12 protein-coding genes are annotated in these 10889 nt (G+C 63.0%); 8 read left to right on the top strand and 4 right to left on the bottom strand.

All coding sequences use genetic code 11. The features are described from left to right. Positions 1-18: 18 nt before the first annotated feature. Both NR193_RS17710 and NR193_RS17705 read left to right on the top strand, forming a co-directional pair. Entirely contained in the window at positions 19-798 is a 780-nt protein-coding gene (locus tag NR193_RS17710; protein ID WP_256752064.1) for a Bax inhibitor-1/YccA family protein, read from the top strand. 106 nt (positions 799-904) lie between these two features. Then, complete coding sequence (locus tag NR193_RS17705) at positions 905-1471, top strand: GNAT family N-acetyltransferase (RefSeq protein WP_256752063.1); 567 nt, start codon at positions 905-907, stop codon at positions 1469-1471. A gap of 122 nt (positions 1472-1593) precedes the next feature. Here the strand turns inward: NR193_RS17705 and NR193_RS17700 are convergent, their stop codons facing one another. Continuing rightward, on the bottom strand, positions 1594-1980 hold the full coding sequence (locus NR193_RS17700) for a DUF2794 domain-containing protein (RefSeq protein WP_091576226.1): 387 nt from the start codon (positions 1978-1980) through the stop codon (positions 1594-1596). 548 nt (positions 1981-2528) lie between these two features. Between NR193_RS17700 and NR193_RS17695 the strand changes: the two genes are divergently transcribed. Next, complete coding sequence (locus NR193_RS17695) at positions 2529-2723, top strand: transcriptional regulator (RefSeq protein ID WP_256752062.1); 195 nt, start codon at positions 2529-2531, stop codon at positions 2721-2723. Between the two features lie 160 nt (positions 2724-2883). Here the strand turns inward: NR193_RS17695 and NR193_RS17690 are convergent, their stop codons facing one another. Together NR193_RS17690 and NR193_RS17685 are read right to left on the bottom strand one after the other, a co-directional pair. Then, positions 2884-3435, bottom strand: a complete 552-nt coding sequence (locus NR193_RS17690) for a winged helix-turn-helix domain-containing protein (RefSeq protein WP_256752061.1) — start codon at positions 3433-3435, stop codon at positions 2884-2886. A gap of 278 nt (positions 3436-3713) precedes the next feature. Continuing rightward, positions 3714-4478 (bottom strand): thioredoxin family protein, encoded by a 765-nt coding sequence (locus tag NR193_RS17685; RefSeq protein ID WP_256752060.1) that lies wholly within the window; start codon positions 4476-4478, stop codon positions 3714-3716. Positions 4479-4652: 174 nt separating this feature from the next. Here NR193_RS17685 and NR193_RS17680 point away from each other — a divergent pair, with 174 nt between their 5' ends. Then, positions 4653-5330, top strand: coding sequence for a ceramidase domain-containing protein (locus tag NR193_RS17680; RefSeq protein WP_256752059.1), 678 nt, complete (start codon positions 4653-4655; stop codon positions 5328-5330). Positions 5331-5381: 51 nt separating this feature from the next. On the opposite strand, the gene acnA is transcribed toward NR193_RS17680, so the two are convergent. Then, positions 5382-8072 carry an aconitate hydratase AcnA gene (gene acnA / locus NR193_RS17675; RefSeq protein ID WP_256752058.1) on the bottom strand — a complete coding sequence of 897 codons (2691 nt, stop codon included), beginning with the start codon at positions 8070-8072 and terminating at the stop codon, positions 5382-5384. A 285-nt stretch (positions 8073-8357) separates the two neighbouring features. On the opposite strand from acnA, the gene ccmA reads away from it, so the two are divergent. The 4 genes from ccmA to NR193_RS17655 all read left to right on the top strand — a co-directional run bounded on the left by ccmA (position 8358) and on the right by NR193_RS17655 (position 10753). Beyond that, positions 8358-8966, top strand: coding sequence for a heme ABC exporter ATP-binding protein CcmA (gene ccmA, locus NR193_RS17670; RefSeq protein WP_256752057.1), 609 nt, complete (start codon positions 8358-8360; stop codon positions 8964-8966). A 196-nt stretch (positions 8967-9162) separates the two neighbouring features. Continuing rightward, positions 9163-9828 carry a heme exporter protein CcmB gene (gene ccmB, locus NR193_RS17665; protein ID WP_256752056.1) on the top strand — a complete coding sequence of 222 codons (666 nt, stop codon included), beginning with the start codon at positions 9163-9165 and terminating at the stop codon, positions 9826-9828. A 179-nt stretch (positions 9829-10007) separates the two neighbouring features. Beyond that, positions 10008-10175, top strand: a complete 168-nt coding sequence (gene ccmD, locus NR193_RS17660; protein ID WP_256752055.1) for a heme exporter protein CcmD — start codon at positions 10008-10010, stop codon at positions 10173-10175. Continuing rightward, positions 10172-10753, top strand: a complete 582-nt coding sequence (locus NR193_RS17655; RefSeq protein ID WP_256752054.1) for a DsbE family thiol:disulfide interchange protein — start codon at positions 10172-10174, stop codon at positions 10751-10753. Before ccmD ends, NR193_RS17655 begins: the two co-directional genes overlap by 4 nt. The last annotated feature ends 136 nt before the right edge of the window (positions 10754-10889 follow it).

Here is a 10889-nt window from a genome sequence, read left to right as displayed (position 1 = left end):
AAGCAATAGAGGACTACAATGGCTGATCCCATTCGCAACTACCAGACGCGCGCCGTGCCCGGCGTCGGCGTCGGTGCTGATATCGATCAAGGCCTGCGCGCCTACATGATCAAGGTCTACAATCTGATGGGGCTTGGCCTCCTCATCACCGGCCTTGCCGCTGTCGGAACGATCATGCTGGCCACCACCACCGATCCGGCCTCGGCCGTCGCGACGCTGCCGAGCGGCGAGATGCTGACCTCGTTCGGCTACGCGATCTTCGGCTCGCCGCTGCGCTGGGTGGTGATCTTCGCCCCGCTGGCCGCTGTGATGTTCCTGTCGTTCCGTGTCCAGTCGATGAGCGTTGCGGCGGCGCAGACGACGTTCTGGGTCTATGCCGGCCTCGTCGGCCTGTCGCTGTCGTCGATCTTCCTGGTCTACACGACGGCCAGCATTTCGCAGACCTTCTTCGCCACCGCAGCGGCCTTCGGCGCGCTGTCGCTCTACGGCTACACGACCAAGCGCGACCTGACCGCGATGGGCTCGTTCCTGATCATGGGCGTGTTCGGCCTGATCATCGCAATGGTGATCAACATCTTCCTGCAGTCGTCGGCCTTGTCCTTCGCCGTTTCGGCGATCGGCGTGCTGATCTTCTCGGGCCTCACCGCCTATGACACGCAGAAGATCAAGGAGATGTATTTCGATGGCGACGCTTCGGATGTCGCCGGCCGCAAGGCGATCATGGGTGCCCTGAGGCTCTATCTCGACTTCATCAACCTGTTCATGTTCCTGCTGCAGTTCATGGGTGATCGCCGCTAAGGCTTTGTCTGGACCAGAGAGTTTGGAAGGGGCGGCCCAACGGCCGCCCTTTTCTTTTGTGTCGGCCTTTGCTTTATAGGAGGCACATGAACGACTTGCATAAATTATGAGCAGCATCATTCGGGCCGCCAGGTCGGCCGACCTCGACCGAATCACGGAAATCTACGCCGATGCCGTGACGCACGGCACCGCCAGCTACGAGTTGGAGCCACCCAGCCGCGCCGAAATGGGGGCCCGCTTCGACGGTCTGATGGCCGGCGGCTTTCCCTATCTGGTGGCGGAGAAGGACGGCGCCGTGCTTGGCTATGCCTATGCCGGGGCGTTCCGGCCGCGCCCGGCCTACCGCTTCATCGTCGAGGATTCCGTCTATGTCGCGCCCGAGGCCAAGGGCCGGGGGATTGGCTTGTTGCTGATGCGGCACCTGATCGAGGCATGCCGCGCGGCGGGCTTTCGCCAGATCGTCGCGGTGATCGGCGACGGGCGGCCGGACAGCGCTTCGGTGCGGCTGCACGAAAAGCTCGGCTTTCGCCATTCGGGCCGCCTCGAAGGGTCCGGCTACAAGCACGGGCGCTGGCTGGACACGGTCTTCATGCAGCTGTCGTTGAACGGCGGGGCGTCGGCGCCGCCTGATCAGGATTCGCTGCCGGAGCGGAAATTCCGCCAGCAAAAGTAACGCCTTGATTTTTCAAGCAATTCCGGACGGAAAAGCGCTGCACTGGAATCGGGATGGGCTCTATCTCTTTGTTTGAGCATGATCTTTCCCGAAAACCGGATTCCACTTTTCGGGATCATGCTCTAGGCCTCGACCAGCTTCAGCTTGCCGTCGAACACCCCAAGCACGCGGCCAAGCTCCTGGCCGCGCTTGAGGATGCGGCCGCCGGCGGCGATGACGGCAAAGGCGCCCTGCTTACGGGCCAGTTTCGGATCCTTGACGATCTGGAACAGCGGCACTTCGCTGGTGCGGCGGAAGACGGAAAACACGGCGCGGTCGGTGAGGTGGTCGATGGCGTAGTCCCGCCATTCATTGGCGGCGACCATGCGCCCGTAGATCCTGAGGATCTGGTCCAGTTCACGCCGGTCGAACCGCACCGGCTGATCGAGGCGCTCGCGTCTCGCCTCGTGCAGCGGGATCAATATTGCGGATGCGTCGCCATCCCCCGTCCCGCCGCCGTCATCGGTCATGCCTCGATCCTTCATAATGAATCTTTGCCAACCAAAGTTGGCGCGTTCGCGAAGGAATTGCAAGACCCGACGAAGCGAGCCCCGTGCTGCGCTGTTTCCGCAACGTCCAGTCACTTTTATGAAACGCCGTGTTGGAATTGGTGATGCTTCGCCACATTTCTGCCTTTTTTTATCCGCGCTCATGCCCCAATGTCCGACGAATTTACCGGCGTTGCCTGAGACGGTTCGGTCCGGCACCGGCTCGTAAACCCCAAGCCCCCCGCCCACGGGTCTGCGTCGGATCGAACCAACCTCGGTTTTTCCTCGGAAAGACCGGGTGCGACGATCCCAAAACCTAAATAACCGACGTCAGAAGCAAGCTGGCGTCGGTTTTTTGTTGCCTGGGTGATCGACGCCGGAGCCCTTCGGCAGGTGCGCAGCTTCGTTGCTCCATCCGCTAACGCTGGCGATCCTTCGCGCTCCCCTCGTGTCCTGCCGGACATCTCCCGCACAAGGAGGGAGATTGGCCTTCATCCCTGCTTTTGCCAATCTGTGTTAAAAGTCTTGGCATGAGTCTCCGCGACGTCGCGTCGTTCCTGCTCTGCCTCAGGATGACCGAAGTCGGTGGCGTTTCGCTTTCGACGGTGCGTGACTTTGAAAAGGGACGCCACGTTCCCATCGGCAACATTATGAATGCCTTACTAGCGGCGCTGGAATTGCGTGGCATTCAATTCACAGAAAATGGCATAACCGGGCCACCATAAAAGGCAGCCCGGTTTGACGAATCCATCAGACTCTGCTATAGAATTTGGTGGACCGACGGGGAGTTGGACCCCGCGCCCCATGGTGCAAACCCAGGAACGGAACCACTCCCCGGCCCAACAGGCGACCAAGGCGCGCCAACGCCTCAGCCGCCCAAGCGGGTCAACTGATTATGTTGTCATGTTCCACCTCCCGGCCGGGCTCACCGCCTTGCGCACTGGGTTGAGATAAACCCGCTGACTGTTCCCCCTCGGAAACAGGGTCAGCGGGTTTTTCGTTTTCGGAAGGCTCACCATCCGAAGATTTCAGAGTCCACCCGGTCCTGCCATGCGAGACAAAATCCGGGTGGTGATATAGAAGAGCAGACAGGTTGTTGGCTGGCAAAGTGCCGCCGAGCGTGATGCCCCGCCTCTCCAGCCTTTTGTAAATCTCGCCCGTTCTCATTGGTCCGAGTGCCGAGGACAGGATTTCACGGGCTTCATCGATTGCGGCCTGCCTCATCGGATCGGGCGTCCGTCCGCGACGGGCAGGCTTGCCTTCTTCTTCGATGGAGACACGAGATGCCGGCGAAGATGCCAAGGCAGGTGCCTCGCCATTATAAATGGCAAGGACACGGCGCAGCTCATGCAGCTTCACAAGCCTCGGATCGGGCTGCGCCTTTAGCGAAGCCTCAAGGCCGAAAATCTCGTCTTGCAGTGCCTTCTTGAAGTCCATGGCGTGGGGCCTTGTTTCGGTAAAATGCCATATGGCAGATTTTGACCGACCGTACAAGGGCTCCCATGCCACAATAACTAAAAATGGGATGGAATATGTTTGGGTGAAACCACGGATTTCGCTTGACTTGCGACTCATGGGTCCCGGAACAGAGACGGAACGCGATTCGCGTCCCTTCCCATTATGTGCCAATTGTTAGGTGTAACTGCAACCTACCGGAAATGGCGATCGTCCCGCCATCGGCGAGATAGCGGCGCTCAATCAGGATGTGAAGGTGCCTAAGGCTTGTGGATGAAGGCTGCGCCCAGAATAGGACCGGGCATGCCATCCTTGCCGACCGATTGCAGCAGCACGGCGCAGCCGCCCTTCTTGGAAATCTCGCTCATCGGCAATTCGTAGCGCTGCGCCTTGCCGTGCCACATGCCGGCGGTCTGGATACCCGTAACAGCGTTCCAGTAGGTCATCTTGCGGCCGGTGTTCTCACCCTGGCCGATCTTGATCGTCTGCGGCGGGTCGAAATAGACGATGACGACATGAGCATCGCTGGGGCCGGTGCCGGCATCGCCGGCGTCGATCATCACGCGGTCGCTGGTTCGGCTGACCTTGATGGCGACCCGCATGCCTTCGCCGGTCTTCGCCAGACGGGCGAGCGCGCCGTCGACCTCGCCGCGGCTGGCGCCGTTGACATGGACGCGGCCGTTGATGACGGCCTGCGGCGTGTAGACGGAGCGGCTGCCGAAGGCGCGCATGTAATCATATTGCCGCTCGGTGTTCTCCTTGCGGCTCAGCGTGTCCTGCCAGCCAAGATAGTCCCAGTAATCGACGTGATAGGCGAGCGCGACAATGTCTTCCTTGGCGGCAAGTTCGGCAAACAACGCATCGGCCGGCGGGCAGGAATTGCAGCCCTGGCTGGTGAACAGCTCGACCACGCCCAAGGGCCTGTCGGTTTGGTCGGACCCGCCGGCATGACCAGCGCCGGCACACGCCGAGAAGGCCAGCGCAAGGGCTGCCAGCCACAATGATTTTCGCGAGGCCATGGCCATTCCGATTCCCGCCGGTGGTGCCGGCTTTATTGTGATTGCTGAAATATGTGGCAGAACCGGAAGTCAACAGGAAGTCACGTTGCGGTGAAATTTTTGCCATTGCAACCGACCGCAACGGCGCAATAGGACCAAGGCCTGCACTCAGGGTGGAAACCGATTCGGGCGGCAATCACGATGTGGCAAACACTTTTGGCGCCGGTCGATCTCTACTGCGAGAGAACCGGACCGGGACTCTGGGCCGAGCCGGTCAATGTCCTGACAAATCTCGCTTTCATCGCCGCCGGCCTGTGGGGCGTGCGCGAGGTGCGAAGGCTGGGCACCGGCACCTTTGCCGAGGTGCTGGCCTGGTGGGTGGTGGCGATCGGCATCGGCTCGACGATATTCCATACCTTTGCCACCAAGGGCACCATCTGGGCCGACGTGCTGCCGATCGCCGGTTTCACGCTGGCCTACACGCTGTTCAACCTGCGCCGCTTCCTCGGCATGCGATGGGGCAAGGCCATTGTCATCTTCGTTGCCTTCTACGCGGTTGCCGGGCTGGTGACGCTGGCCGTGCCGGATTGGCTGCGCCAGGCATCGAACGGCACGACAGGCTATCTGCCGCCGTTCCTCGCGCTCGCCTTCTTCGGCACCCTGGTGGCGGCGGGTGGCAATCGGGCCGGCTGGTACAATCTGGCGGGGTCGGCGATCTTCGTCGTCTCCGTCATCTGCCGGATGATCGATCCGATGGTCTGCGCCAGCTTTCCGCTCGGCACGCATTTCCTGTGGCACATCCTCAACGGGCTGATGCTCGGCGTGCTTCTGGCTGCGGCGGCGCGGTATGGGGCGCCGAAGGCAGGCAGTAGGCAGTAGGTCTCGTCTTCCCTAACTGCCTACTGCCCAAGCCCTATTCCCTGGCTGCTGCTATGCAGCCAAGTCTCGCAGTACGTATTGCAGGATGCCGCCGTTCTTGAAGTAGTCGAGCTCGTCCAGCGTATCGATGCGGCAGATGATCGGCACATTCTTCACCGTGCCGTCGCCATAGGTGATCCTGGCGGTCATCGTCTGGCGCGGCTTGATGGCGCTCAGTCCGTCGATTTCGACCAGCTCGTCGCCCTTCAGGTTGAGCGAGGCCCAGGAGGTGCCGTCCTCGAAGACGAAGGGAATGACACCCATGCCGACCAGGTTCGAGCGATGGATGCGCTCGAAGGACTGGGCGATGACCGCGCGGACACCAAGGAGATTCGTTCCCTTGGCCGCCCAGTCGCGCGACGAGCCGTTGCCGTATTCGACGCCGGCGAAGATGACCAGCGGCACGCCTTCCTTCTTGTACTCCATCGCCGCGTCGTAGATCGATTCCTCCTCCTTCGACGGGTAGTGGATGGTGTAGCCGCCTTCCCTGCCGTTCTCGCCCAGCATGTGGTTGCGGATGCGGATGTTGGCGAAGGTGCCGCGCATCATCACCTCGTGATTGCCGCGCCGCGTGCCGTACTGGTTGAAGTCGGCGACGCCGACGCCATGATCGGTGAGGTACTTGCCGGCCGGTGAGGCCGCCTTGATCGAGCCCGCCGGCGAGATGTGGTCGGTGGTGATCTTGTCGCCGAACAGGCCGAGCACGCGGGCGCCCTTGATGTCGCCGATCTTGCCGAACCCGGCGGTCATGCCGGCGAAATAGGGCGGGTTCTGCACATAGGTCGAGTTGTCGTCCCAGGCATAGGTCTGGCCTTCCGGCGCCTGGACCTTCTGCCAGTGTTCGTCACCCTTGAAGACGTCGGCGTATTTGCGGGCGAACAGCTCGCGGGTGACGTTCTTCTCGATGAATTCCTGGATCTCGGCCGAGCTCGGCCAGATATCCTTGAGGTAGACCGGATTGCCGTTCTTGTCCTCGCCGAGCGGCTCGGTGGTGAGGTCCTTGGTGACGGTTCCAGCCAGCGCATGGGCGACGACCAACGGCGGCGAGGCGAGATAGTTCGCCTGCACGTCGGGCGAGACACGGCCTTCGAAATTGCGGTTGCCGGACAAGACCGCGGCAGCAATCAGGCCCTTGTCGTTGATGGTTTTCGAGATCGGCGCCGGCAGCGGGCCGGAATTGCCGATGCAGGTGGTGCAGCCGAAGCCGACGAGGTTGAAGCCGATCTGGTCGAGCTCCTTCTGCAGGCCGGATTTCTCCAGATATTCGGCGACCACCTGGCTGCCGGGGGCCAGCGAGGTCTTCACCCAGGGCTTCTGCTTGAGGCCGAGCCGGTTGGCGTTGCGTGCCAGGAGGCCGGCGCCGATCAGCACGCTCGGGTTCGAGGTGTTGGTGCAGGAGGTGATGGCGGCGATGACGACATCGCCATGACCGAGATCGTAAGAGGTGCCTTCGACGGCATAGCGCTTGGAGATCTCGGCCGCCTTCTTGTACTCGGTCTCCATCGCCTTGGCGAAGCCGGCCGGAATGCCTTCGAGCGCGACACGGCCCTCGGGGCGCTTGGGGCCGGCCATCGACGGCACGACGCTGCCGAGGTCCAGTTCGAGCAGGTCGGTGAAGACCGGATCGGCCGAGCCGGTGTCGCGCCACAGGCCTTGCGCCTTGGAATAGGCTTCGACCAGCGCGATGCGGTCCTCGCTGCGGCCGGACATTGTGAGGTAGCGGATGGTTTCGCTGTCGACCGGGAAGAAGCCGCAGGTGGCGCCATATTCCGGCGCCATGTTGCCGATGGTTGCGCGGTCGGCCAGCGTCATGTTGGAGAGGCCTGGACCAAAGAACTCGACGAACTTGCCGACGACGCCCTTCTTGCGCAGCATCTGGGTGACGGTGAGCACGAGGTCGGTGGCGGTGACGCCTTCCTTGAGCTTGCCGGTGAGGCGGAAGCCGATGACCTCGGGCAAGAGCATGGAGACCGGCTGGCCGAGCATGGCCGCCTCGGCCTCGATGCCGCCGACGCCCCAGCCGAGCACGCCAAGGCCGTTGATCATCGTGGTGTGCGAATCGGTGCCGACGCAGGTGTCGGGGTAGGCGGTGGTTTCGCCGTCCTCGGTGTTGGTCCAGACGACCTGGCCGAGATATTCGAGGTTGACCTGGTGGCAGATGCCGGTGCCGGGCGGCACGACGCGGAAGTTGCGGAAGGCCTGCTGGCCCCATTTCAGGAACTTGTAGCGCTCCTCGTTGCGCTCGTATTCGAGCTCGACATTGCGGGCGAAGGCCATCGGCGTGCCGAATTCATCGACGATGACGGAGTGGTCGATGACGAGGTCGACAGGCACCAGCGGGTTGATCTTCTGCGGGTCGCCGCCGAGCGAGGCCATGGCGTCGCGCATGGCGGCGAGATCGACCACGGCCGGAACGCCGGTGAAATCCTGCATCAGCACGCGGGCCGGGCGATAGGCGATCTCGACGCCGGCGGTGCCCTTGTCGGTCAGCCAGCCGGCGACCGCCTGGATGCTCTCCTTGGTGACGGAGCGGCCGTCTTCGTTGCGCAGCAGGTTCTCCAGCAGCACCTTCATCGAATAGGGCAGCTGGGCGATGCCGGTAAGGCCGTTCTTCTCGGCCTCGATGAGGTCGAAATAGACATACTCGGTACCGCTCGCGGTCAGCGTGCGGCGGCAATTGAAACTATCGAGGGATTTTGACACGTGCGGTCCGTCCTTGTCTGTTCAGCCTGAAAGGGAACGGACGCCGATGGCATGCAATCACGCGCAAAGGTGCGGGTACGGCCATTTCCGCTGTCCGTTCCCAAGCAACCCGAGCCGTTCAAGGCGGCGCGTGCGCTGGTTCGGCGCTAATTCGCTTCCCGTGCCGACCGCTGGCACGGATGCACCGCATATAGAGAATTTTCTGGAATAGTTCTAGACAGTTCAAAGGCTATTTTGTGCGATGCGATAGCAGCCGCGACACATTGTTTCGAGGACGGGTGAGGGATGCGGCTTATCGCCGAAAATCTGGGCGGCGAACGCGGCGGCGACACGGTGTTTTCCGGCATCGGCTTTGCCCTGCTGGATGGTCAGGCGCTGGTCGTCACCGGGCCGAACGGATCAGGCAAATCGACCTTGCTGCGGGTCATCGCCGGACTGCTTGCGGTGGCGGAAGGCAGCGTGCGGATCGAAGATGGTGGCGAGGCGTTTCCGTCGATCGCTTCGGCCTGTCATTATCTTGGCCACCACAACGCGATGAAGACGGCGCTCAGCGTGGCGGAAAACCTGCGCTTCTGGCGCGACTTCAACGGCACCGGCCATGTCGGCGTCGAAGAGGCGCTGGACATGGTCGGGCTGGGCAGCATCGGCCATCTGCCATTCGGCTATCTCTCGACCGGGCAGAGGCGGCGGGCGGCGATCGCGAAACTGCTGGTCAGCCATCGGCCGCTGTGGCTGCTCGACGAGCCGACGGCGGGACTGGACAAGGCTTCGGAAGGGCGCTTCGCCGCGCTGATGACGAGGCATTGTGGGGATGGCGGGATGATTATCGCGGCGACACATCTGCCGCTGGGGCTGGAGGGGGCGAAGGAATTGAGAATGGGGGTAGCTTCTTGATGTCGCCGCTCTGCGACGCCCCCCTCTGCCCTGCCGGGCATCTCCCCCTCAAGGGGGGAGATCGGATGTTGCCCGCGCCTTCGCTAATCTCCGGCGTTCGAGGACTGGCGCGACGCATGGACTGCCAATCTCCCCCCTTGAGGGGGAGATGTCCGGCAGGACAGAGGGGGGTGCCTGGGCAGAGGCATCTCAAATCATGCTAGCGCTCTTCCTCCGCGATATCCGCCTCAATATCCGTGCCGGCGGCGGCGCGTTGACCGGCGTGATCTTCTTCCTTGCCGTCATTGCCACCATCCCGTTCGGGGTTGGGCCGGACCTCAGGCTGCTCGCCCGCATCGGCCCGGCAATCCTGTGGATCGGCGCGCTGCTGTCTTGCCTTCTCGGGCTCGACCGGCTGTTCCAGGCCGACCGCGAGGACGGCTCGCTCGATCTGCTGGTGCTCGGCAACGACCGCCACATGCTGGCTTTGACCGTGCTGACGAAATGCCTGGCGCATTGGGCGGGCAGCGTGCTGCCGCTGGTCATTGCCGCTCCCTTGCTTGGCCTGTTCATGAACATGGAGCCGCTCGCCATCGGCGCCACGGCGCTGACACTGCTGGTCGGCACGCCGGCGATCACCTTCATAGGTGCTGCCGGTGCGGCGGTGGCGGGGGCGCTGCCGCGTGGCGGGTTGCTGATCTCGGTGCTGGTGCTGCCGCTGACCATCCCGGTACTGATCTTCGGCGTTTCGGCGAGCTACGGCGCGACGGCCAATCCCGATCCGTTTCTGCAGCCCTTCCTCATTCTTGCCGCGCTGACCCTGTTTCTTGCCGTGCTGGGCCCGGTCTCGGCGGCGCTGGCGCTGCGCCACGGAACGGATTGAGTGACGTCGGTCAGCATTTGCGTGACATCAAAGGCCGCGGCGCGGCGACCGCCTATGTTCGGAGGCTGCGGCGCGGCGGCCGATTGCGAAGCCGCCGGCACGCCGTTAAGGAAAAGCATGATCGAGCGAGACGGAAGGATCCGATTGGAGAGTAGGATGTCGTCGAGGGGGCGGCAGGCATGAGCGCGCATGCACTCTACGTCACCGCTGCCTACGCGATCACCGCCGTGGCGCTGGCCGGACTGATCGGCTGGATCCTGATCGACCAGCGGGCCCGAAAGCGTGAGCTCGCCGAACTGGAAGCGTCCGGCGTGCGGCGTCGCTCCGACAAGGCCATCAAGTCATGAGCATGGAAACCGAGACGCCCGCCCCGCCCCGTCGCCGCCTGTTCGTGCTTTTGCCGCTGTTGATTTTCGTCGGCCTGGCAGGATTGTTCCTGTCTCAGCTCTTGTCGGGGCGCGATGTTTCGGAGGTGCCATCGGCGCTGATCGGCCAGCCGGCGCCACAGACAAACCTGCCGGCGCTCGAGGGCAGCAACCTGCCGGGCCTCGATTCGAAATTGTTCGCCGGCAAGGTCACGCTGGTCAACGTGTTCGCGTCATGGTGCGCGCCGTGCCGGGAGGAACATCCGGTGCTGCTGGCGCTGGCGCAGGACAAGCGCTTCGTCATGGCGGCGCTGAACTACAAGGACCAGCCGGAAAACGCCCGCCGGTTCCTCGGCGATCTCGGCAACCCGTTCCAGGCGATCGGTGTCGACGAGGCCGGACGCACGGCGATCGACTGGGGTGTCTACGGCGTGCCGGAAACCTTCGTCATCGGCAAGGACGGCAAGATCGCCTACAAGCATGTCGGCCCGCTGACGCCCGAGACGGCGCAGACGCTGCTGTTGCCGCAGATCGACAAGGCGCTTGCGGCGCCCAACTGACGGGGTGCCCTATGACTTCGTCATCCCAGGGCGGAGCAGGAGCGAAGCGACGTCGCGGAGACCCTGGGATCCATGCCGTGACATTTTGCTAAGAAATGCGGGGGCCCGAAACGCGCGCTTGCTAACGCGCGAAATC

Origin of the sequence: Mesorhizobium sp. Mes31, from assembly GCF_024519675.1 — a bacterium.
GTDB lineage: Bacteria > Pseudomonadota > Alphaproteobacteria > Rhizobiales > Rhizobiaceae > Mesorhizobium.
The sequence above is the reverse complement of the archived record's forward strand: the minus strand, read 5'-3'. Positions and strand labels throughout refer to the sequence as shown.

Excerpts from the sequence above, each read along its gene's own strand:
- NR193_RS17700 (WP_091576226.1), bottom strand. The coding sequence starts at position 1,980 with ATGACCGATGACGGCGGCGGGACGGGGGATGGCGACGCATCCGCAATA.
- ccmB (WP_256752056.1), top strand. The coding sequence starts at position 9,163 with ATGCTAGCGCTCTTCCTCCGCGATATCCGCCTCAATATCCGTGCCGGC.
- NR193_RS17705 (WP_256752063.1), top strand. The coding sequence starts at position 905 with ATGAGCAGCATCATTCGGGCCGCCAGGTCGGCCGACCTCGACCGAATC.
- NR193_RS17690 (WP_256752061.1), bottom strand. The coding sequence starts at position 3,435 with ATGGACTTCAAGAAGGCACTGCAAGACGAGATTTTCGGCCTTGAGGCT.
- NR193_RS17655 (WP_256752054.1), top strand. The coding sequence starts at position 10,172 with ATGAGCATGGAAACCGAGACGCCCGCCCCGCCCCGTCGCCGCCTGTTC.
- NR193_RS17685 (WP_256752060.1), bottom strand. The coding sequence starts at position 4,478 with ATGGCCATGGCCTCGCGAAAATCATTGTGGCTGGCAGCCCTTGCGCTG.
- NR193_RS17710 (WP_256752064.1), top strand. The coding sequence starts at position 19 with ATGGCTGATCCCATTCGCAACTACCAGACGCGCGCCGTGCCCGGCGTC.
- NR193_RS17680 (WP_256752059.1), top strand. The coding sequence starts at position 4,653 with ATGTGGCAAACACTTTTGGCGCCGGTCGATCTCTACTGCGAGAGAACC.
- NR193_RS17695 (WP_256752062.1), top strand. The coding sequence starts at position 2,529 with ATGAGTCTCCGCGACGTCGCGTCGTTCCTGCTCTGCCTCAGGATGACC.
- ccmD (WP_256752055.1), top strand. The coding sequence starts at position 10,008 with ATGAGCGCGCATGCACTCTACGTCACCGCTGCCTACGCGATCACCGCC.
- ccmA (WP_256752057.1), top strand. The coding sequence starts at position 8,358 with ATGCGGCTTATCGCCGAAAATCTGGGCGGCGAACGCGGCGGCGACACG.